18 protein-coding genes are annotated in these 22,499 nt (G+C 62.3%); 10 read left to right on the plus strand and 8 right to left on the minus strand.

Translation table 11 applies throughout. The features are described 5' to 3' along the window. Positions 1-9: 9 nt before the first annotated feature. The 7 genes from AC3ZU9_RS11370 to bamA form a co-directional block, all read right to left on the minus strand. A complete protein-coding gene (locus AC3ZU9_RS11370; RefSeq protein WP_490090719.1) occupies positions 10-1,656 on the minus strand; it encodes a bifunctional 3-(3-hydroxy-phenyl)propionate/3-hydroxycinnamic acid hydroxylase in 1,647 nt (548 codons plus the stop codon). Positions 1,657-1,677: 21 nt separating this feature from the next. Continuing rightward, the gene (locus AC3ZU9_RS11375) at positions 1,678-2,499 is read right to left on the minus strand and encodes an IclR family transcriptional regulator (protein WP_015884900.1); all 822 of its coding nucleotides are present in this window, start codon (positions 2,497-2,499) and stop codon (positions 1,678-1,680) included. A gap of 3 nt (positions 2,500-2,502) precedes the next feature. After that, on the minus strand, positions 2,503-3,354 hold the full coding sequence (locus AC3ZU9_RS11380; RefSeq protein ID WP_046035353.1) for a fumarylacetoacetate hydrolase family protein: 852 nt from the start codon (positions 3,352-3,354) through the stop codon (positions 2,503-2,505). Positions 3,355-3,580: 226 nt separating this feature from the next. Beyond that, positions 3,581-5,026, minus strand: coding sequence for a carotenoid oxygenase family protein (locus AC3ZU9_RS11385; RefSeq protein ID WP_046035354.1), 1,446 nt, complete (start codon positions 5,024-5,026; stop codon positions 3,581-3,583). A gap of 35 nt (positions 5,027-5,061) precedes the next feature. Next, positions 5,062-6,243 (minus strand): MFS transporter, encoded by a 1,182-nt coding sequence (locus tag AC3ZU9_RS11390; RefSeq protein ID WP_489096990.1) that lies wholly within the window; start codon positions 6,241-6,243, stop codon positions 5,062-5,064. A 15-nt stretch (positions 6,244-6,258) separates the two neighbouring features. Continuing rightward, a complete protein-coding gene (locus AC3ZU9_RS11395) occupies positions 6,259-7,251 on the minus strand; it encodes a SphA family protein (protein WP_043205623.1) in 993 nt (330 codons plus the stop codon). 261 nt (positions 7,252-7,512) lie between these two features. Continuing rightward, entirely contained in the window at positions 7,513-9,879 is a 2,367-nt protein-coding gene (gene bamA, locus AC3ZU9_RS11400) for an outer membrane protein assembly factor BamA (RefSeq protein ID WP_490090720.1), read from the minus strand. Between the two features lie 188 nt (positions 9,880-10,067). On the opposite strand from bamA, the gene AC3ZU9_RS11405 reads away from it, so the two are divergent. The 8 genes from AC3ZU9_RS11405 to AC3ZU9_RS11440 all read left to right on the plus strand — a co-directional run bounded on the left by AC3ZU9_RS11405 (position 10,068) and on the right by AC3ZU9_RS11440 (position 17,567). Then, positions 10,068-10,751: a response regulator transcription factor gene (locus AC3ZU9_RS11405; protein WP_043205622.1), complete on the plus strand. Its 684-nt coding sequence runs from the start codon at positions 10,068-10,070 to the stop codon at positions 10,749-10,751. Then, complete coding sequence (locus AC3ZU9_RS11410) at positions 10,748-12,031, plus strand: ATP-binding protein (RefSeq protein ID WP_046035356.1); 1,284 nt, start codon at positions 10,748-10,750, stop codon at positions 12,029-12,031. Before AC3ZU9_RS11405 ends, AC3ZU9_RS11410 begins: the two co-directional genes overlap by 4 nt. Before the next feature lie 57 nt (positions 12,032-12,088). Next, complete coding sequence (locus tag AC3ZU9_RS11415; RefSeq protein ID WP_043205621.1) at positions 12,089-12,529, plus strand: hypothetical protein; 441 nt, start codon at positions 12,089-12,091, stop codon at positions 12,527-12,529. A gap of 279 nt (positions 12,530-12,808) precedes the next feature. After that, positions 12,809-13,477: a GntR family transcriptional regulator gene (locus tag AC3ZU9_RS11420; RefSeq protein ID WP_015884891.1), complete on the plus strand. Its 669-nt coding sequence runs from the start codon at positions 12,809-12,811 to the stop codon at positions 13,475-13,477. A gap of 64 nt (positions 13,478-13,541) precedes the next feature. Beyond that, on the plus strand, positions 13,542-14,348 hold the full coding sequence (locus AC3ZU9_RS11425; RefSeq protein ID WP_015884890.1) for an ABC transporter substrate-binding protein: 807 nt from the start codon (positions 13,542-13,544) through the stop codon (positions 14,346-14,348). Between the two features lie 12 nt (positions 14,349-14,360). Next, complete coding sequence (locus AC3ZU9_RS11430; RefSeq protein WP_015884889.1) at positions 14,361-15,137, plus strand: amino acid ABC transporter permease; 777 nt, start codon at positions 14,361-14,363, stop codon at positions 15,135-15,137. A 2-nt stretch (positions 15,138-15,139) separates the two neighbouring features. Next, entirely contained in the window at positions 15,140-15,919 is a 780-nt protein-coding gene (locus AC3ZU9_RS11435; protein ID WP_015884888.1) for an amino acid ABC transporter ATP-binding protein, read from the plus strand. Positions 15,920-15,956: 37 nt separating this feature from the next. Beyond that, positions 15,957-17,567, plus strand: a complete 1,611-nt coding sequence (locus AC3ZU9_RS11440; RefSeq protein WP_490090721.1) for a gamma-glutamyltransferase family protein — start codon at positions 15,957-15,959, stop codon at positions 17,565-17,567. Between the two features lie 6 nt (positions 17,568-17,573). Here AC3ZU9_RS11440 and AC3ZU9_RS11445 read toward each other — a convergent pair whose 3' ends face one another. Continuing rightward, the gene (locus tag AC3ZU9_RS11445) at positions 17,574-18,974 is read right to left on the minus strand and encodes an L-lactate permease (protein WP_015884886.1); all 1,401 of its coding nucleotides are present in this window, start codon (positions 18,972-18,974) and stop codon (positions 17,574-17,576) included. Between the two features lie 121 nt (positions 18,975-19,095). Here AC3ZU9_RS11445 and AC3ZU9_RS11450 point away from each other — a divergent pair, with 121 nt between their 5' ends. Together AC3ZU9_RS11450 and AC3ZU9_RS11455 are read left to right on the plus strand one after the other, a co-directional pair. After that, positions 19,096-19,578, plus strand: a complete 483-nt coding sequence (locus tag AC3ZU9_RS11450; RefSeq protein ID WP_015884885.1) for an Lrp/AsnC family transcriptional regulator — start codon at positions 19,096-19,098, stop codon at positions 19,576-19,578. 91 nt (positions 19,579-19,669) lie between these two features. Then, positions 19,670-22,075: a TonB-dependent siderophore receptor gene (locus AC3ZU9_RS11455; RefSeq protein ID WP_490090722.1), complete on the plus strand. Its 2,406-nt coding sequence runs from the start codon at positions 19,670-19,672 to the stop codon at positions 22,073-22,075. Positions 22,076-22,499: the final 424 nt, after the last annotated feature.

Consider the following 22,499-nt stretch of genomic DNA (forward strand, 5'->3'; position numbering starts at 1 on the left):
GCTGAAGGTTCAGGGGTAGACGGGGGCCATGGCCGGCTGATCCGCGCAGGCGCTTGTCGGGGGGATGCCGAACAGCGCCTGCAAGGCGGCGGCAGCCTGGTCCTGGGTGGTCCGGTCGAAGAGGGCGGCGACATAGCGATCGGGGCGCAGCAGCACAAACGTGTGGCTGTCGCCGAGCAGCTCCTTGAGCGCTTCCTCATGGTCTTGAAGTACGGTGCAGCCAGGCAGCGATGGCAGGGCCTGGAAGTGTGCAGGCAGGATCAGGATGCGCTTGGCCTCCAGGTGATCCCAAAGACCGTGGCGCAGTTCGTCAAGGCGCTGGCGAGCAGGGTCGCCATATTGAATCAGGGCAAAGCCGGCACCGATGCTTGCGTCCAGCAACTGGACGTGGCCTTGGGCATCGGTCAGCAGCGGCTGAGGAAACATTTGCCCACAGGCCAGCTTTCCGGCCTTGCCTTCGGGCAGCACCAGGCCTTGGGTAAAGCGTGGTTTTGGCTTGAAGCGCATCTGTAGGAAATAGTCGCGCAGCGACGGCACCAGGCCGACCAACGCGAATGCCGCACTGATCAGGCGAGCACGCAGCACGGTAGCCGGCGCCATGACCACGCCCAGGTTCAGCGCCAACTTGATCAAGGCCCAGGCATGCCCGCGCCGCTCGCTTTCGTAGGACTGCAAGGCGGTCGCGGCCAATTTGCCGTTGAGTACACCGATCAACTTCCAGCCCAGATTGTGTGCATCGCGAACGCCACTGTTCATCCCTTGCCCAGCGTAGGGCGGGGTCAGGTGCGCGGCATCGCCGGCGAGCAATACGCGGCCCACCTGCCAGCGCTCGGCCACGCGGGCGTGAAAGGTGTAGACCGTCTTGCGCACGATCGACACCGGGGCATCGCCCTTGAACGGACGCAGCAGCGTGTGCAGGCTTTGCGGGCTGAGCACTTGCTCCTCGGTTTCGTCCGGCCGGAGCATGAATTCGAAACGCCGCGTACGGTGCGGGCCGGGCACTTCCACCACCGGGCGCCGGGCATCGCAGTACACGCGGGTCTGCCAGAACGGGTCGTCGTCCTGGTCGGTATCGACCACCAGCCAGCGCGAGGAGAAGCTCGACCCGACCATCTCGATCCCCAGTAGCTTGCGCACCGGGCTGCGGCCGCCGTCGCAGGCGACCAGGTAGTTGGCCTTGACGTCGAGCAGTTGGCCATCGGCGTCCTTGATCAAGGCACGCACGCCGTGCGCGTCTTGAGTGAACTCCAGCAGCTCATGATTGAAGCGTGCAGTCACGCTCGCAAAGCGCTCAAGACCGGTCTTCAGCGTGTGTTCGAACAGCGGCTGGCGAAAGGCATTGCGTTTGGGAAACCCATACACCTTGCCGGTGGGCTCGACCTTGCCAAAGCAACGCCCGCCCGCGCGGGTGAAGTAATGCACGCCGTAGCCGGGCACCACATCGCGTAGCACGGCGTCGTCCAGCCCGATCGCCTGCATGGTGCGCAGGGATTCATCGTCGATGGAGACCGCGCGGGGCTCGGTCACGGTGCCGGCTTTGCGGTCGATGATCAGGGTATCCACCTGGGCCTGGCCAAGCAGGTTGGCCAAGGTCAGTCCGGTGGGGCCGGCGCCGATGATCAGGACTTGAGTGCTGAAGCTGTTGAGGGTTGTCATTGTTATTCCCTTCCAAAGGTTTCAGTCCGGCTGCGCGGGGCGGTGAGTCAGGGCCGCCATGCGTTGCGAGAGTGTCTGCGCGAGGGCCAGCATCTGTTCCCCTTGTTGCGCTTCCTGGGCGTTGTCGCGCTCCTCGATCGGGCGTACGCAACTGATGCTGCCCAGCACCTTGCCGTCGCTGTCGAAAATCGGTGCCGCCAGGCCGTAGACGCCGGGATCGATTTCCGCCGCACTGGCGACATAGCCCTGGCGACGCAGTTGCTGCAGCGCGCGACGGAACTGTTCCCAGGTCTGGCCCAAGTGGCTGGCGCGCACTTCATCCGGGTTTTCCAGGAACAGCTGGCGGTGCTGGCGCGAGGTCATGTTGGCGAGGATCGCTTTCGATGTCGCGCCGAGGAACAACGGCCTGGGCGAACCCCGGGAGTAGCTGACCTCACTGAACAACTCGCCATGCTGGTGGATACACACCACCTGGTCCTTGAACAGCCGGCAGATCAGCCATACCTGTTGCTCGCTCCAGCGTGGCAGAGCCTGTTCCAGCGACTGTGCCGCGCGCACCAGAGGGTCGCTCAGGCGCAGCTGACGGTCCCAGGTGATGATCCGTGCGCCCAGTGCATAGCGTCCGGCTTCGACCTGAAACAACAGGCTCGCCTCGGCCAGTTCGCGTACGTAGCGGTAGATGGTCGAGCGGGTGTAACCCAGCGCGGCGCCCATTTCGTCCACCGCCCAGATCGGGCTGGCCTCGGTGAACAGATCCAGCACCCGCAGCATGCGTTCCAGGCTGGAACCTTTGCTGTCGGCATCCAGGTCCGACGGGCGTTCTGATTCAGACAGTAGATTCATGACTCACTGCTCGTCGGCGATGCTGTTGCGCAGGAGGCCGATGCCGGATATCTCGACTTCGACGGTGTCGCCGGGCTTCATCCAAACCGGCGGTTCGCGGAAGGCCCCGACGCCACCGGTGGTGCCGCTGACAATCACGTCGCCGGGTGCCAGTTCGGTAAACGTGGAGCAGTACTCGATCAACTGGCGCACGTCGAAAATCATGTCGCTGGTGCGGGTGTGTTGCATCACTTCGCCGTTCAGGCGCGTGGTCAGTTCCAGGTTTTGCGGGTCGCTGATTTCATCGCGGGTCACCAGCCAGGGGCCGAATCCGCCGGTGTGAGGGAAATTCTTGCCAGGCACAAACTGAAGGGTGTGCTTCTGCCAGTCGCGCACGCTGCCATCGTTGTAGCAGGCATAACCGGCCACGTAGTCCAGCGCGTCTGCTGCGTTGACGTGCCTTGCGGTTTTGCCGATGACCACTGCGAGCTCGCCTTCGAAATCCAGTTTGTGCGACACCTTCGGACGGATAATCGGCTGCAGGTGCGCGACCTGGCTGTCGGCGAAGCGCGTGAAAATCATCGGATAGGTCGGCATGTCACGCCCGGTCTCACGCACGTGGGTGGCGTAGTTGATGCCGATGCACAGCACTTTGCCGGGATTGGCGATCACCGGCAGGAAGGTGACGTCGGCCACTGGCACTCGGGGTAGTGGCGCGAGCACGGCGGGGGTCAGTTCTACCAGGCGATTGGCGGCGATGGCATGCTTGAGGTCGGGGCCAAAGGTGGGTTTGACCGATTCCAGGTCAATCAGTTGATCACCGTCGACCACACCGTAGGTCGTGCGACCGTGAACACTGAAGCTTGCAAGTTTCATGAAATGTCCTCTCGAAAAGGAAGCGGGAGATGGCGGCAATGGGGTCAATCTAGTCCTGCACATTTATCCTGTAAAGTGGGATTTATGCATAAATCCTGCAATATGAAATAAATGCTAATTTTCTGTTCGATCATCGGATTCAGCCCGGCAACCGGGCAGCCCGCGCCCTTCCAGCAAGTGGATGGCCACGGGCGTGTCGCTTGGAGGAGAGGTGGGCTGGCGCGATTTAGCGCGGTGCCCAGCAGCCGTGCAGGGACATGCGCATGCGGAACGGGATTTTGATGCGTGCGAGAGGGCCGGCGGCCATGTCGGTGGCGTCCAGCACCACCAGTTCGTTGCGGCCTTCGGCAATCAGGTTGAGCAGGCAGACCACATAGCCATCGCCTTCTGCGGCGTGCGCTGAGCGCGGAATGAAAATGGGTTCCTGGAAACAGCCACTGTCGCCGGGAAACCAGGCATCGGTGACACCGGTCGTGAGGTTGAGGTGAACCAGCAGGTTGAAAAACTGGAACGGCATCGGCCCGTTCGACGGGTTGTACGGGCGTTCTGGATCGAAGGCGAGGAGGAACCCATGTTCATACTTGCGACCGATGTAGCGATCATCGCAGCGTGGAAACTCGCAGGGATAGTCCGTCAGCGCCTGGGGTTGCAGTTCATCCTGCGCACTGTTCAGGTCGAATATCCAGCGCATCAGGCTGGCGGCCAGGGTCTCTGGCGGCGGTACGAAACCGTCCGCCTGGGGGAAGAAGTAGAAGATGTTGCCGCCGGTGACCGGCATGTCCACATAGATTTTGCCGTCTTCGTCGAACGCATTCAGGGTATGGCCCTGGAAGCCGTCCTTGGGCCCTTTGAACCAACGTACGTCGCGCGCATGGCCGTCACGGGGCACCACGGCAAATAGCTGGGGCAATTCGGGCTGCCACTGAAAATGCTGGCCGCCTTTTTTCATGCGCTCGACGTCCACCGTCAACGGGATCAGTGGGAACACCACATACCTTTCCGTGACCGCGAAGTCGTGGACCATCGCGGCGTAGGGCGCCTGGAACCAGATTTCATGCAGCAGCTTCCCCTCCGGCGATATCTCGAAATAGGCCATGTCGGGTGTGCCGTCGCCTTTGGCTTCGTAACTGAAGGCCAGCAGGTTTCCCGTGACGGGGTCGAGCTTGGGGTGGGCAGTGAACGTCGCGGCGTCGATCTGCCCGTCGAAATTCCACTCGCCGAGGGTCTCCAAGGTCAGCGGGTCCAGCGCCCAGGGCATGGCGTCCTCCTTGAGAGCCAGCAGGACGTTGTTGTGCGGGATCACAGACGTGTTGGCGGTGGTGTTGTTTTTGGCCGCCAGCGGGTCGTTGGTGTAGACATTGCGGTACACACCATTGAGCGAACGCCCTTCGCGACGCTGGGCGACCAGGCGATCGGTCAGCACATAGCGGCGGCGCAGCGAAACCTTGCCGTCGGCAAAATAAAAGCCGCTGACCAAGGCATCGCCATTGAAGAAAATATCGCTGCCGAGCATGGGCGGGTACTGCGGGTCGGGTGACACCTGGTAAAAGGCACCCCGGATCGCTTCGGGAAGGGTGCCTTCGATCTCAAGGTCATACACGTCGCCCTCAACGCGACTGGGGGCATACAGCGCCCCGGTAAACTCCGGGGTGTGGGGGAATGGCGTATTCATCGGGTTATCTCATTGATCGGTTGGGTTGACGTCGTTCAGGCGGATTGGGCTGACAGGGCCTGCCCGCGAGGCTTGACGCCGCGACGGAAGCGGGCCACCACCAGGCACGAGATAATCAAGGCCAGCCCATAAGCGCAGGCGGCCAGCCAGCCGACCGCCCGGAAATGCCCCTCGCCGACGACCAGCGCGGCGCCAAAGGGGCCAAGCCCTTGCCCGATGAATATCGCGGCGTTGCCCAGGCCTGCCAGGCGACCGGAGGGATCCAGTTCGGCGGCCATGGAAAGCAGGTACGGCAAGCTGAAGAACCACACCATATGGATCAGGCACGCCGTGGTGGCAAATGCAACGGTACTGTCGCCGTACACCATGATCAGGGTCGCCACTAATGCAGCACCGAAGCTCAACAGTTGCGGGAACAGTAGGCCAAGCCGCCGTCCGATCAGACCGGAGAGGCCCGCACCCAGGGCGCCCGCCAAGATGCTGCCACCGAGGATAGCCCCGATCTGTTGAGGTTCCAGGCCCAGGCTTTTACCGATTCGTTCCTGGTACACCCACAGGGCGGAATGCCCGAAGAACAGCAGCGCAAACAGCGCGATCAGCAGCAGCGAGGTCAGCCCGAACGGTCGGGCGGCGCCATGGGCGATGCGTTGGGCGTCCGGGTAGTACCGGGGGATTCTCCCGCAACCCAATGCGGCAAGCAGGCTGGTGATGGCCAGCAGGCCAAAGGCACCGCGCACGCCAAATACCTGCAGCAGCAGAGGCATTGAGGTGACCAGCAGCATGCCCCATAACAAGTTGCCGATATTGATCACTGCAAACGTTGCATCTTTGGACCGGCGCAGTGCCGCGGTCGCATACACCACCGCCATGACCGCGCCACCGCTGGCGCCGCAGATGATCCGCAAGATCACCAGCCACGTCTGGCTGTGAAGCTGGGTGCTGGCCAGGTTGCCGGCGGCCAGTATCAACAAGGCTACCCGTGCAAAGCGGCGGCGGTCGACACGGGCCATGAGCAGGGCACATACGCCGCAGGCGATGGCCATTGCGATCAGTTCGGCGGCGAAGATCACGCCGATGGCATTGAGCGGCACCCCCAGTTGATCAATCAGCGCGCCGCCCAGAATCGGCTGGATCTGCAGCGTTCCCAGGGAAATGACCATCATCAGGCAAATAGCGCCCAGTGATTGCTTGCTGTCGATGGAGTCGAGCGCATTCATCACACATCACCTCAGTCAGAACTTATGGACGTAGCGAACTTGCACGGCGTAATCGGTCTTGCTGCGGTTCTCTACCCCGGTTTCTTTATAGGTATTGAGCCAGAACGCTTTGTCCTCAGTGATCTTCCAGAACAGGCCGGGGCCAATGCCAAGGACTTTCTCGCGAGAGTTGCTCAGGCGGTCGCCGTTGACCTGGTCATCGGAAATCTGCCGGAAGTAATACCCGTTGATCCCGACCGAGACCTTCGGGTACACCTCGTAGGAGGCGGTAAAGTTGGCCCAGGCCGACTGCCCTGATTGGGTGTCGCGCACGGGGCGCCCTTCAAAGAACTGTGCCGAGCTGCTCGCGGGATCGTCGTTCTTGAAGTTGTACAGGTAATTCAGGCGCCAGCTCACTTCCCAGCGTGGTGCCGGCATCAAGGTCGCGGCCCAGTAGGGGTTGAAGGAAAAGTAATGGGAGCCGGGGTTCAAGTCCTTGTGTTTGTCGTACTTGCCTGTGGGCAGGATCGTATCGAAGGCCACGCGTTGCACGAACACCGGTCGGCCTTCGGCGTTGACGAGTGGATCGAACTGGATCTGCGGGCCGACAGTGACGTCACCCAGGCCGACCCCGTTGTCCTTGAGTTTGACGCCGTTGTCGCCGAAGTCGCCGTCCAGGGAAACCACCGGTACCAACAGGCTCCAGCCCAGGTGCGCGCCGCCGCCGATGGTGTCCGGTGAGTAATAGCTGAACTGGTTGATCAGGGTAATGACATTGATCTTCGGGTTATCGAAGTTGCCGTTGTCCTTGCCGCCATTGTCACGAATGCTGCTGGACGTACTGAACTTCAAATAGGTCTGATGCGTCAGCCCCGGTGGGCCGGCGAACCCGTCGTAGAAGCTGGTGCCGCCCAGGTTGATGCCGCTGGGTTGGCTGACGGAGGGCGGTGGAGGGCCCTCGGCAGCAAAGGCGGCAAGTGATACGCAACTGAGGGCCAGGCACGCTGGCAAGGATGGTGTCAGTCTCATTGACGTCGCTCTATTATTGGAGTTGTGAGCTGGGGTTGCTTCCCCTGGCACTTCAACTTTAATTCCCGAGCGTTGCTGTTACTTGTACACAGCGGTCAGAGTTGACTGAGAGCGTCATGCCACACCGGTTGATTTGCCCTCTCAACGGGTTGAGAGGCGCGATGCCGTGAACGTGGTCATGTTCAACGTCCCAGTAGATGACGCGGCACACACCCCTACTGTGCGTCGCCACTCACTGTGGAAAAAATCGATCAGGCCCTGTTAAAACGTCTGGCCCATGGAAAACTGGAAGACCTGCTTGTCGGCATTCTCAGGTGTGCGAATCGGATAAGCCAGGTTGACGCTCAATGGCCCCAGCGGGCTGTACCAGGTCACTCCCACCCCCACCGAACTGGCCATCTGGCTCAGGTCCACACCGCCGCAGCCTTGGGTAGTGCTCAGGTAGCACTTGTCCGAATACACCGAGCCCACATCCCAGAACAGCGACGTGCGCACGGATTTGTTGTCCTTGATGAACGGCACTGGGAACAAGTACTCCGCGCCGCCGGTAATCAGGATATTGCCGCCCAGCGCCTCCGTATCCCGGTCCGAATAGTAGGCCTGGCCGGCGCTGGCATAAGTCCCGGTCGCCGGGGTGCTGCGTGGGCCGAGCGTGCCGCTTTCAAAACCGCGCACCGTGCCTTCGCCACCGGCCGTATAGCTTTCATAGAAGGGTAAGCCGTCGGTGGAACCGTAGCCGTTGCCGTAACCGAGCTTGGTATGCAAGCGCAGGGTGGTGTTGTTGCTGACCGGCAGGAAGGTTTGTCCCGTGTAGTCGAGCTTGTAGAAACTCAGGTCGCTGCCGGGCACCGTCACCGTCAGGTTGAGGTTTTGCGAGTGCCCACGCGTTGCCAGCACGCCTTTGTTCAAGGTCGATTCCGACCAGCCCAGGTTGGCTTTGAAGTTGGTGAACTGTTTGCCTTCGCGCTCGATGAAGTCGTAGATCTCGTCGGCGCTGTAGGTGCCCGGTTCGATACTGTCGTGTTGGGCGGTCAGGCCGACACTCAGGCGCGACGTCTCATTGATCGGGTAGCCGAGGCTGGCCCCCAGGCCATAACTGTTGATGGCGTAATAGGACACGCCGTCATCGTAGTATTTGTTGTAGTCGGTCTTGTTGTAGAACGCGTTGTAACCCAGGCTCACGCCATCACGAGTGAAGTAGGGATCGGTGAAACCGATGTTGTACTTGCTCTGGTAGGACGACCGGGTCAGCCCCAGGCTGGCGGAGTTGCCTGTGCCGAGGAAGTTGTTCTGGGTAATCGACCCGCCAAGGATCAGCCCCGAACTCTGGGCGAAGCCGACGCTGGCCGTGATCGAGCCGGACGCTTGTTCTTCTACGGCGTAATTCACATCCAGCTGGTCATCCAGCCCGGTCACCGCTGGCGTCTCGACGTTCACTTCCTTGAAGTACCCCAGGCGCTCCAGGCGTACCTTGGACTGGTCGATCAGGTAGGTCGAGGCCCAGCCGCCCTCCATCTGGCGCATTTCGCGACGCAGCACCTGGTCGTCGGTCTTGGTATTGCCCCGGAAGTTGATGCGGTTGACGTAAGCCCGCTTGCCAGGCTCGACGCTGAAGGTGATGTCGACCGTGTGGTCTGCTTCATGCACCTGCGGCGTGCCGTTGACGTTGGCGAACGTGTAACCGTCGTTGCCCAGGCGGCGGGTGATCAGGTCCGAAGTGGTGGTCATCAATTTGCGCGAAAACACTTGGCCCTTTTGCACCAGTAGCAACGCCTGGACTTGGTCCTGCGGGACTTTCAGCTCGCCACTCAACTTGACGTCGCGCACCGTGTATTTCTGGCCTTCCTGGATATTCGCGGTGATGTACACGTGCTTTTTGTCCGGGGTCATGGAGACCTGCGTCGAGGTGATATCCATGTTGATGTAGCCGCGGTCCAGGTAAAAGGAGCGCAGGCGTTCAAGGTCGCCGGAGAGTTTCTCCCGCGCGTATTTATCGTCGTTCCGGAAAAAGGACAGCCAGTTGCTGGTCTTGAGCGTGAATGAGTCGAGCAAGGCGTCGTCGGCGAATACCGTATTGCCGACCACATTGATGTGCTGGATCGATGCCACTTCGCCTTCGTCGATCTTGATCTTCAGGCCCACGCGGTTGCGCGGTTGGGGCACGACCTCGGTGTCGACCGATGCCGAATAGCGACCCTGGGCCACGTACTGGCGCTGCAGTTCATTGCGTACGCCCTCCAGGGTGGCGCGCTGGAATATCTCGCCTTCGGCCAGGCCTGATTGCTTCATGCCTTTCATCAGGTCATCGGTGGCGATCGCCTTGTTGCCCTCGAACTCGATACTGGCAACCGAAGGGCGCTCGACTACATTGATAATCAGCACGTCGCCTTCGCGGCTCAACTGGATGTCCTGGAAGTAACCGGTCTTGAACAACGCCCGGGTGGAATCCACCAGGCGCCGGTCATCGGCTTCGTCGCCGACGTTCAGCGGCAATGCACCGAACACGCTGCCCGCCGAGACCCGTTGCAGGCCATTGATTCGAATATCCGAGATTTTGAAGCCTTGGGCGAGTGCCAGTGAGGCATTGAGCAGCAGCGCAACCGAGCAGAGCAGGCGCGAAAAATTCATCAAGATCTTTTCCAGAACACATCGACAAGCAGCGCCGGCGCGCTTGGTTCACTCGCCGACCGGTGAAGAGCCAGCATAAGAGTGCACGGCGTTTGGTGCGGTTAACTGAATGTCAAGTTAGGTAAAGGTTGGCCCGAATCCCGGCTGCAAGGCTGATAATGCGCGCCCACCCCTCGGACGAGCCCGTCATGATCTCCGTACTGTTAGTCGACGACGACCAGGAATTGACTGAAATGCTGCGCCAGTACCTGGAGTGCGAAGGGTTCGCGGCCACGGCCGTGCATACGGGCGAGGCGGGTGAGGCTGAGGCGCTGTCGGGTCGCTACAGCATCGTGGTGCTGGATGTGATGCTGCCCCAGCGTTCGGGCATCGAGGTACTGCGGCGTATCCGTGCCGTTAGCCAAGTCCCGGTGGTGTTGCTCACCGCCCGTGGCGACAACATCGACCGCATCACCGGCCTGGAGCTCGGTGCTGATGACTACGTGCCCAAACCCAGCTCCCCAGGCGAGTTGGTGGCGCGCCTGCGAGCCATCATGCGCAGGGTGCAGGCGGTGGGCCAGCCAACCACCGAGGTGATCAAGACCGGCTCGCTGGTGTTATGGCCCGGCAAGCGCCAGGCCTTGTGGAACGGTGCAGAACTGGGCGTGACCAGCACCGAGTTCAGCCTGCTCGAAGAACTGGCCCGCAGCGCCGGCCAAGTGGTGAGCAAAAAGGACCTGTCGCTCAATGCCCTGGGTTGCCCGCTGACCCGCTATGACCGGCGTATCGACGTGCATATCAGCAGCATCCGGCAAAAGCTGGGGCCGCGCCCGGACGCCAAGGCCTGGATCCAGAGCGTGCGTGGCCTCGGCTACCTGTTGATTGCCGAATGACCAAGCCCAGCCTGCTGTTCTGGAAACTGTTCCTGGCGTTCTGGCTGGCAACCACCTTGACGTTCCTGGTGGGGGTCGGTGTGCTGGAACTGAGCCGCTTCCGCCCGGGAGACCCACATGTGGGCGCCATCCTCGCGAGTGAGCAAAAGCTGCTGGAGCAATTTGGTGTCGACGCCGCTGGCCAGTTCCTGGCGGTATGGGAGCGTCCGCCAGACGAGGTCATCGGCATCTATGACCGCACCGGCCAGTTACTGGCGGGGTCTGCGGTTGCGGCGCCGGCCTTTGAACGCGCGGTGACCAGCAAGGAAGGCCTGGCGCTTTCACTGCGCTCAAGCCACGCCCCTGGTGATGACGGCGGCAGGCCCTGGCAACAGGTCCCGCTGATCATCGGCACGTTGATGAGTGCGCTGTTCAGCGGGTACATGGCGTACTACCTGGCCTGGCCGTTGGCGCACCTGCGCCGGGCGATGAGCGATGTGGCCCAGGGGCGCTTCGAAACCCGGGTCAAGCCCTCCATGGGCAAGCGCCGCGATGAAATCGTCGACCTGGCCGAAGACTGCGACCGCATGGCCAACCAGTTGAAGGTGTTGGTGCAAGCCCAGCACCATCTGCTGCACGACATCTCCCATGAACTGCGCTCACCGTTGACGCGCATGCAAGCGGCCATCGGCCTGTTGCGCCAGGACGCCGCACGCCTGGAAATGCTCGAGCGCATCGAGCGCGAGTCCGAACGCATGGACACGCTGATCGAGGCGTTGCTGACCCTGGCCCGCCTGCAGGGCCGCCCTGAAAGCATCGAGCGCGAACCCGTGGATATCGTTGAATTGCTGACGATGATTGTCGACGATGCGCAATTCGAAGCGGGTATCAAGGACTGTCGCGTTCACTTGCAGGCTTGCCCGCCGTTTATCGCCTGTGTCAGCGGCGAGTTGCTGTACCGCTGTTTTGAAAACGTGATTCGCAACGCCGTACGCTATACCCGTCCGGGAACGACCGTGCAGGTGTCGGCGCAGGTCAATCGTGAAGCTAATCGCTTGAGCGTGCGCATCAGTGACCATGGGCCAGGGGTGGCGCCCGGCCGACTGCGCACGATCTTCCAGCCGTTCGAGCGCGGTGTGGGCGATGCCACTGTCGGCTTTGGCCTGGGCCTGGCCATTGCCGCGAGGGCGGTGCAGATGCATGGCGGCCATATCGAGGCGCGCAACGAGTCAGGGGGCGGGCTGACCGTGGAGATCAACCTCCACAGCGCGCGATCTTTACACGACATTACACTGGCTTGACCGCCCTGTACGTCGCCCCTCATTAGACTGCTCGCCAGTGATCGAGCGGAGGTGGCAATGTTTCAGGTGCATAAAAAGGGCTTTGTGCCCGGCAGGAAGATGGTCGACGGCCTGGTCCCGTATGATTTTTTTTGCGAAGACAACCCGGCGATCAATCTCTTCGTGTTTACCGGTGCCGCCACCCCTGGCGCGGCGGTCGAGGAGCAGACGCTGTGGGGGTTTACGCGGCTTGAGCGGTTCGAGGCCATGACCTGTGCGCTGCTGGGCAACAAGCAGCACAGCGGCTGGTTCCAAAGCGTCAGCGTGCTGACCGGGCCCAACCAGAACGGCACGCAGAGCGTGAAATTCCAACGCGTGCTGAAAATCATCAAGCACGCAAGCAACACCCGCAAAGTCGACTACGAGATCCTCACCGACGAAGGTGACACCTACTTCACACGCCCCCCCGTCGCTGAAAGCAGTGCGCAAACCGTCATCTACTCGGCCGAACCGGGTTGAAAATGGCTGGTTTGCCTTGACTCCGGATCTGCGGGCCAAGGGCGGTGTTTCGATAGGTGCCCCGGCGTGGCTCGCCACCTGTTACGTGCGCCCACCCACGGGGCAGTTTCTGAGCTGTTTGGTAGCACACGCCTACGGCGTCATTGCGAGCCCGCTGTCGTCACTTCCGAGCTGTTCCATCTAAATCAATCACTTGGCCGATCTTTGCGTAATGTGGCACGTATTCTGCTTTTTTGTATTCATGGATAATTGGATACAAAAATTCAAAAGGTGCCGTCGATGCAATTTGCCCCCGCTTATGTTGAACGTCAGCCCCTCACGGCGGAGGAGGAGGCCTACAACTTCCTGTTGGATGCCATTTGTAGCGGCCGCTACCGCAAGGGTGATCGGCTGATCGCCGAAGACATCGCCGGTGAGATCGGCATGAGCCGCATGCCGGTGCGCGAAGCCTTCCGCCGCCTGGATGCCCAAGGCCTGGTGACCCTGCGGCCCAACCGTGGCGCCATTGTCAGCGGGCTGGATATTGACGAGCTGCACGAGGTGTTCGAGATGCGCAGCGCCCTTGAGGGCTTGGCGGTGCGCGTTGCGGTGGGGCGTATCGGCGAGCGCCAACTGGCGGCCCTCGAGCGCATGCTCGACGCGATGGACGACTACCGCGATGAAGGCGCCGCGTGGGTCAGCCGCCACCGCGCCTTCCACGAATACCTGTGCAGCCTCAGCGGCCGCCCGCGCCTGATGAAGCAGATTTGCGCGCTGTACTCGCTGGTCGAGGCCCCCATGCGCCTGTGGCTGCAACACGGCGAAAAACCCCTCAGTGCCCGCGAGGAGCACGCGGTGATCCTCGACGCGATTCGTGCCGGTGATGCCGCGCGCGCCGAAGCCGTGGTGCGCGAACACATCGAGGGTACGGTGCCGGCGCTGATCCAATTCCTGCAAAACGAACAATAAGAAAGCTGTCGTGTTTTGACGTTGATTCCTGCCCCCGTTATTCAACGAACTGGAGTGTCTGGTCATGCATAAACGCCGCGCCTTGCTGGTGGCTGTCTCCCTCGGCCTCTGTAGCCAATGGGCCTTCGCTGCGCCCCAGGTACCGGAGCGCCTGAAGAGTGTCGACAAACTCACCTACTGCTCGGGGATGGATTCACCGCCCCTGGTGTCCTTCGATGAAGCGCAGAAACCGCGGGGACTCACCGTCGACCTGGGACTGGAGATCGCCAAGCGCCTGGGCGACAAACAGGTGCAGTGGCGGGTGATTCCGTTCTCCGGCCTGGTGCCGGCGTTGCTCGCCCAGCAGTGCGACATGATCGTCGACCAGCTGTTCGACAAGCCCGAGCGGCGCCAGGTGATCGACATCGTCAACTACATGTATTCCAGCCAGTCGGTGGTGGTGCCCAAGGGCAATCCCAAGGGCATCAAGGCATTGGACGACCTGTCCGGGCACAAGGTCGCGGTACTCAACGGCTCCACCATCAAGACCTTGCTGGACACCCAGAACGACAGCCTGGCCAAGGCCGGCAAGCCGCCGATGAAACTGGTGGTGTACAACACCGACACCGACGCCTTCCAGGCCCTGCGCATCAGTCAGGTCGACGCCTACGGCACCACCGTGGAAACCGCCGGTTACTACGCCGCCATGGCCCCGGACCTGTTCCAGGAAGGCGTGCCCGCGTTCAGTCGCATCCTCACCGGCCTGGGCATACGCAAGGATGATCCACAACTGACCGCCGCCGTGCAGCAGATCATCAGCGACATGCGCAGCGACGGCAGCTATGTGCAATTGCTCAACAAATGGCATGTCAGCAGCGACACACTCGACTGAGGTTCTACAACGATGAATTTCAATTGGGATGTGTTCTGGCAATACCTGTTGCAGCCCAGTGGGGTCTACCTCACCGGGCTGTGGCTGACGTGCCTGATCAGCGTGCTGGCGATGCTGCTCGGCTGTGCGCTGGGCCTGGCGGCGGCGCTGTTGCGCCTGTCGAAGAACCCGTTGCTGCACCTGCCGGTGCGTTTTTATGTATGGCTGATGCGCGGCACACCGTTGCTGGTGCAGATCGTGTTTCTGTACACCGCGCTGGCGGCCGGCGGGATTTTCCGCTTCGAGGACATCGAACTGTTCGGCCTGATCGTCCCCGGCAATATCCAGGCGGCGATTATCGCATTGGGCCTGAATGAAGGTGCCTACATGGCCGAGATCATCCGGGCCGGCATCGGCGCGGTGGACAAGGGCCAGTACGAAGCCGGCCGTTCCCTGGGCATGGGGTTCGCCAAGCTGATGCGGCGCATCGTGCTGCCCCAGGCGTTCCGGGTGATCGTGCCGCCGCTGGGCAACGAGTTCAATGTGATGCTCAAGAACACCACCCTGGTCAGCGTGATCGGGGTGCAGGAGTTGCTGCTCAGTACCCAGATGATCACCTCGGCGACCTTCCGTGTGTTCGAGTTGTACCTGGTGGTCGCCCTCTACTTCCTGACGCTGACCACCTTGTGGGGCTTTTTCCAACGTTGGCTCGAAACGCGGTTCAGCCAGTCTGACCGGCCTTCTGCGCCACCACCGGCAGCCAGCCGCATGTTTGGGCGCAGCACCCTGAAACTGCTGAGGGGACGTTAACCATGGCGCACCAAAGTGAAGAACTGATCATCGAGGCGCTGGATATCCACAAGTCGTTCGGCACGCTGCAGATCCTCAAGGGCATCTCCCTGCAAGTGCGGCGCGGTGAAGTGGTGGTGCTGATCGGCGCCTCGGGCTCGGGCAAGACCACCTTTATCCGCTGCATCAACCTGCTCGAAGACATCCAGGGCGGGCGCATCCGCGTCAACGGCCGTGCCATGGGCTATCGCGAGCGCAGCGACGGCAGCCTGGTGCGCGATTCGGAGCGCAACATCGCTCGCCAGCGCCGCGACATCGGCATGGTGTTCCAGCGTTTCAACCTGTTCCCGCACATGACCGCGTTGGAAAACATCATCGAAGCGCCGATCCAGGTGCTCGGTACCCCCCGTGCCGAAGCGTTGGAGCAAGCCCGTGGACTGTTGGCGCGGGTCGGCTTGGCGGACAAGGCCAGTCATTACCCCTCGATGCTCTCCGGCGGCCAGCAGCAACGGGTGGCGATTGCCCGCGCCCTGGCGATGAAGCCCCAAGCCATGTTGTTCGACGAACCCACCAGCGCCCTCGACCCGGAAACCGTTGGCGAGGTCCTGCAAGTGATGAAGGAACTGGCCGAGGAGGGTATGACGATGGTGGTGGTCACCCACGAAATGGGTTTCGCCCGCGAAGTCGCTGACCGTGTGGTGGTGCTCGATCAGGGCGAACTGATCGAGCAAGGGCCGCCGGAACAGATCTTCAGCCACCCCAGCCACCCCCGTACCCGGGCGTTTCTCAGCCGCGTGTTATGAGCCCGCTAATAAACCCTTGTGTTGAAGAGCCTTTGCCATGTTGAAATTCTCCGCTCACGAGTACCCCTATCCCTCGCAACGCCAAAGTGTGTTTGCCCGGCGCGGCATGGTTGCCGCGTCCCAACCCCTGGCCGCCCAGGCCGGGATCGAAATCATGCAAAAGGGCGGCAACGCCATCGACGCCGCCATTGCCACGGCGGCTGCGCTGACGGTGGTGGAGCCCACCGGCTGCGGCCTCGGCGGCGACGCGTTTGCGCTGGTCTGGTGCAAGGGCCGGCTGCACGGTTTGAACGGCAACGGCCATGCGCCGACGGCCTTGAGTATCGACGCGGTCAAGGCCGCCGGGCATGACCAGATGCCGCTGTACGGCTGGACCCCCGTCACCGTGCCCGGCTGCCCCTCGGCCTGGGCCGAGCTGTCGCAACGCTTCGGTAAGTTGCCGTTTGCCGAGTTGTTGCAACCGGCCATCAGCCTGGCGCGCGACGGTTTCCCGTTGTCGCCGGTGGTTGCCCATCAATGGCAGATCTCCTTGAACGAATTCAGCCCCCATCGTGACGCGGTGCTGGAGGCCTGGTTCGACACCTTCTTGATTGATGGTCGCGCGCCACGGGCCGGGGAGATTTTCCGCAACCCGGCCCAGGCCCGCACCCTGGAAGAACTCGCCGCCACCCGCTGCGAAAGCCTGTATCGCGGCGCGCTGGCCGAGCGCCTCGACGCCCATTCCAAGGCGAGCGGCGGCTACCTGCGCGCCAGCGACCTCAAGGATTACCGCGCCCAATGGGTCGAGCCGATCCACATCAACTACCGAGGTGTGGACGTCTGGGAAATCCCGCCCAGCGGCCAGGGCCTGGTGGCGCTGATGGCGCTGAAAATCCTCGAAGGCTTCAGCTTCGATCACCGCGACAGCCAGCAAACCTGGCATCGCCAGTTGGAGGCGATGAAGCTCGCCTACAGCGACGGCCTGCACTACATCACCGACCCGTTGCACATGCGCGTGGCCGTCGCCGATTTGCTCAGCAATGACTACAGCACCCGTCGCCGTGCGCACATCGGCGAACAGGCCCTGCCACCCAAGCCCGGCGACCCTCACGCCAGCGGCACGGTGTACCTGGCCACGGCCGACGCCGAAGGCAATATGGTCTCGTTCATCCAGAGCAACTACCACGGTTTCGGCTCCGGCGTGGTGCTGCCCGACAGTGGCATCGCACTGCAGAACCGGGGGCAGGAATTCAGCCTCGACCCGACCCACGCCAACTGCCTGGCGCCGGGCAAGAAAACCTTCCACACCATCATCCCCGGTTTCCTCACCCAGGACGGCCAGGCCCTCGGCCCGTTCGGCGTAATGGGCGGCTATATGCAGCCCCAGGGCCATGTGCAGATGGTGATGAACCTGGTGGACTTCGGCCTCAACCCGCAAGCGGCCTTGGATGCACCGCGCTGGCAATGGCTGGGCGACATGAAGGTCGGCATCGAACAGGGCGCCTCCCGCGACCTGGCCAATGCCCTGGTGCGGCGCGGGCACCAGGTGCAGATCGCCAGCGACCTCACCGACTACGGGCGCGGGCAGATCATCCTGCGCGACCCGGTCAGCGGGGTGCTGTGCGGCGGCACCGAGCCAAGGGCGGATTCGCATATTGCGGTATGGTAAGGCGCGTCAGTACACGCTAAGCAACACCCAGCCCGCCAGCGCTACCAGCGCGGTGTTCACGCAGGCCAGGGCGAAGCCGAAGCGCACCAACTGGCCTTCTTCCTCGGCGCTGGTCTTGGCCAGCCCGAGCACCAGCATCACGATCGACAGCGAACCCAGCGCGGCATGCCCGGCCGCGCTGTTTTGCACGGCCGCCAACAGCCCGCGTGACGACTCGGGCAGTAGCGCCACGGCCGGCATGAAGATCGCGTTGCCGCCGACGTTGGAGCCGGTCATGTAGCCCGACAACCCGCCGAGTAACGCCACCAACGGCGCTGCGGCGCTATCCGGCAGCCCAATCAGCACCTGGACAAGGCCGTCGAGAAAGCCGGCCTTGACCATCATCTGCGACATGGCCAGGAAGAATAAAATCGTCAGCAATGGCCGCCGTGCACGTGCGCCGAGCGTGCCGAGCAAGGCCCCGCCGCCCCGCCTGTGCACCCACACCAGCACGAGCAACAAAGCAATGCCGGGAGACGCCAGCGGTTTCCAGGCGACGTGCTGGCCGCGCACCACCCAGGCGTCTTCCAGGTGGGTGAGGGCATTGAGGCCCTTGAGCAGCACGATGCAAATGATCAGCGCCAGGTAGGGCCAGGCTTTTCGCGGCCAGGCCAGCGCCGTCGCGCCCTGGCGTCGATGCAACGCCAGCAGCAAGGTCGTAGCGGCCACGCTCAATCCCGCGCTCACGCCGGCCACTTCCGGGCCCAGCCAACGGCTCGACGCGTAGAGCACGCCCAGAAACAGCAGGCCCAATCCCACCAAGGCGCGGCTGATACCCACCCCACAACAGTACGACGCCAGGGCCGCCAGCACGATGAAGACCGGCGCACTTGTCAGCGCTGAGGTCGACGCCAGCGCGGCTGCATCCACATGTGCCAGTGACGCGCCGATCACCGTCGCCAGGCCCAGGGTGCCCCACGGCATGATCGCCATGCCGGTCAACGCCACGCGCAGCGCGATGCGGCGTTCGAACAGACTCAGCAACAACGGCACCGTGGCGATCAATGAAACGCCGAATCCAGTCATTGCCTCCAGTAACGGCGCCAGCCCCAGCACGATGAACACCACCAACTCGGCGCGCTTCAAGCCCAATGCCTGTACCCATTCGCTCAGCGCCTGGTTGACCCCCATGCGCTCGATCAGAATCACGAACGCCAGCCCCGGCACAATCACCAACGCGGTGCTGGCGAACAACACCGCCGTGTCCTTGAAGGCCGCCATCGCGGCACTCGGCAGCAACCCCTCGAACAGCCATAACACCGCCACCAGTGCGGCACCGGCAATCGCTGCCTGAACCGGTGGGCGACGCAACACCATCAGCATCGACATCACCAGCAACACCGGTGACAGGTGGATCAACAACGCCATGAGACACTCCCTTTCTGCATGCCAGAGGAGTTGCGATAGTATTGAGGTCCCGGTCGTCATTGGTCTCTGATTCGAGGCTGTTTTCGATAAAATTTCTCACCCTGACGAGCGCGCCCCCCCGATGGCCAAACCTGCTGCTTCCCTGCTGGACCTGGACGGTTTCGACTGGTCGATCCTGGCGCTTGTGCAACGTGACAATGGCTTGCCCCTGCGCGCCCTGGCCGAGAAGGTCAACCTCTCCACCGCCGCCGTGCAACGCCGTATCAAGCGCATGGAGGAGGGCGGAGTGATCAGCGCGAACGTGGCGGTGGTCGATCCGGTCAAGGCCGGCAAACCGATCACCATCCTGGCCGAGGTCTCCGTCGAGCGCACCAGCATCGACGCGCTGACGGCAACCAAAGCCAGTTTCTCCGTGCCCCAGGTGCAGCAGTGCTACTACGTCACCGGCGAGGTGGATTTCGTGCTGGTGCTCAATGTCGCCAGCATGCAGGAGTACCAGGCACTCGCCGCGCGTTTGTTTGCCGAGAACCCCAACGTGAAGTGGTTCAAGACGCTGGTGGCGTTGGATCGGGTCAAGGTGGGATTGGAAGTACCGATCAGTTGAAGTTTTTTTGAAAAAGTTTGGCGGCAGCTGTCCCTTTTTTTCACTTCGCCTGTCATTCCAGGTAAGTGAACATTATCGAGAGCTTCCTCCAATGCCCGCAGTCCGACCCTTGCGCTTGCGCCCGTTGCTGAAACTGAGCCTGCTGCTGAGCCTCAGTGCCAGCCCGTTATTCGCCGCCGTCAGCTACGCCGAAGACACCGCCAGCCGCCGCAGCTACCAAGTGCCGGCCGGCAGCCTGAGTGCGGCACTGACGCGTTTTGCCGGGTTGTCGGGGGTTAACCTGTCGGTGGACCCGGCCCTGGTCAGCGGTCGCAGCAGCAGCGGTTTGTCCGGCGAGTTCGGCGTGGAGGAGGGCTTTGCCCGCTTGCTGCAAGGCTCAGGGCTGCAACTGCAACCCATGGGTGAGCAGGCCTACATGCTGGTACCGGCACCGGATGGCAGCAGCCTGGAACTGGCGCCGACCTCGATTCTCGGCACCACCGGCCTGTACGACGGCGACACCTACGCCGGTGGCCAAGTGGCGCGGCGTGGCTCGCAGGGCCTGCTGGGCACGCGGGATTTCATGGAAACCCCGTTCAGCATGACCACCTACACCCAGGACGCGGTGAAGAACCAGCAAGCGCGCACCCTTGGCGACCTGATCGCCAGCGACCCGTCGGTACGCGCCACCAACCCGGCGGGCGGGCGCTATGAGCAGTTCACCATTCGCGGCTTCAGCCTGTTCAACAGTGATGTGGCTTACAACGGGCTCTATGGCGTGTTGCCGACCTACACCATCGATATGGAAATGGCCGACCGTGTCGACATCTTCAAAGGCCCCACCCAACTGATCAATGGCATCTCGCCGCGCGGCAGCGTGGGCGGCGGGATCAACGTGGTGCCCAAGCGCGCCACCGACAAAGACATCAACTCGTTTACCGGCAACTGGGCCTCTGATAGCCAGGCGGGCGGTGCGGTGGATATAGGGCGGCGCTTTGGCGAAGACAACAAGTTCGGCATCCGCTTCAACGGCGTTAAACAGTCCGGCGACACCGAATGGGACCACCAGAGCGTCGACCGTGAAATGGCCGTGCTGGGCCTGGATTTTCGTGGCGAGCGCCTGCGCCTTTCCACCGATATCGGCCACACCGAGCGTGACACCGATGCCCCGCAGGAGCGTGTGCAGGTCGCGGCCGCCGCGCCGGTCCCCAGTGCCAACGATGTGCGCCGCAACTATGCGCAGTCCTGGAGCAAGGCCAGTACCAACGACACCTTCGGCACCGTCAACGCTGAGTACGACCTCAGCGATAACGTGATGCTCTACGGCGGTGTGGGCGCGCGCAAAAGTAACCACGACTTCCTGCGCCATGCGGTGTCCGTGACCAACGCGGCCGGTGATTTCGTGGTGTCGCCACGGGATTTCACCCGCGATGAAAACGTGCGCACCTACACCGCCGGCGTGCGCAACTGGTTCCAGACCGGGTCGGTGAGCCATGAGGTCAACCTGGCCGCCAGCTACTTCTATATGGACTTTGAAAACGGCGGCGCACGCTATGCGAACGGGCGCAGCAATCTCTATAACCCGGTGCAAACGCTGACGCCCTCCACGGCAACGCGCCAGGATGCGAAGGTCTACACCGAAAACAAATTCAGCGGCGTAGCACTGTCCGACACCCTGGGCTTCTTCGACGACCGCCTGTTGCTGACCCTCGGCGCGCGCTGGCAGCGAGTCAAGGTGGATGACTGGAACAATGGGGTCAAAGGCCTCACCGGCTACGATGAAGAGAAAGTTTCGCCGTCCGGCGGCTTGCTGTTCAAGGCCACCGACAAGCTGTCGTTGTATGCCAACTACATGGAAGGCCTGAGCCAGGGCAAGGTCGCGCCGTCGACGTCGAATAATGACGATGAAATCTTCCCGCCATTTGTCAGCCGCCAGGTGGAAGTGGGTGCCAAATACGACGCCGGTGCCTTCGCCGTCACCGCTGCGGTGTTTCGTATCAAGCAGCCTGCCTATGAAACCAATAGCACCACGAACCTGTTCGGCCCCAACGGCAAGCGCCAGAACACCGGGGCGGAGCTGAGTGTGTTCGGCGAACCGCTCAAGGGCGTGCGCCTGCTCGGCGGCGTGATGTACATCGACAGCGAACTGCAGAAAACCACCAACGGCACCTATGACGGCAACCGTGCACCGGCGACGCCCAAGTACAACGTCAACCTGGGCGCCGAGTGGGACGTACCGACCCTGGAAGGGCTGACCCTGACCAGCCGTGGCCTCTACTCCAGCTCGCAGTACCTGGATCAGTCCAACGACAAGGAAATCGACGCCTGGAACCGTATCGACGTAGGCGCGCGCTATGCGTTCAAGGTGGACGACAAACACATCACCCTGCGGGCGAACGTGGAGAACGTCGCCGATAAACGCTACTGGAGTTCGGCCGGCGCCTCGGATGACAGCGAGCCGGGGTTGACCTTGTCGACGCCGCGTACCTACCTGCTCTCGGCCACCGTCGACTTCTAGCATGAGGCTTGCTGCGCGGACTGGCTTCTGTGGTCAAGGTGGTTGCTGGGGTGAGCAGGCTTGTTGAGGTGAGCAAGCTGTTGTGGTGAGCAGGGTTGCTGGGGTGAGCAAGCTTGTTGAGGTGAGCAGGGTTGCTGGGGTGAGCAAGCTGTTGTGGTGAGCGGGCTTGCCCCGCGCTGGGCTGCGCAGCAGCCCCAACAAGAACACCACTTCGTGTCAGGTAGAACGCGGCGCCAGGTTTTGGGGCGGCTTCGCCACCCAGCGCGGGGCAAGCCCGCTCACCACAACAAGCCCGCTCACCACAACAGCCCAGTCACCACAACAAGCCCGTTCACCACGCGGGCCGCTCCCCCCAGCAACCCCGCGTCCACAGGGTAGAGCGGGTATAAATGAGAATGTTTTTTGATCACGCCGCGCTGATATG

It is taken from the genome of Pseudomonas sp. A39, assembly GCF_058145955.1.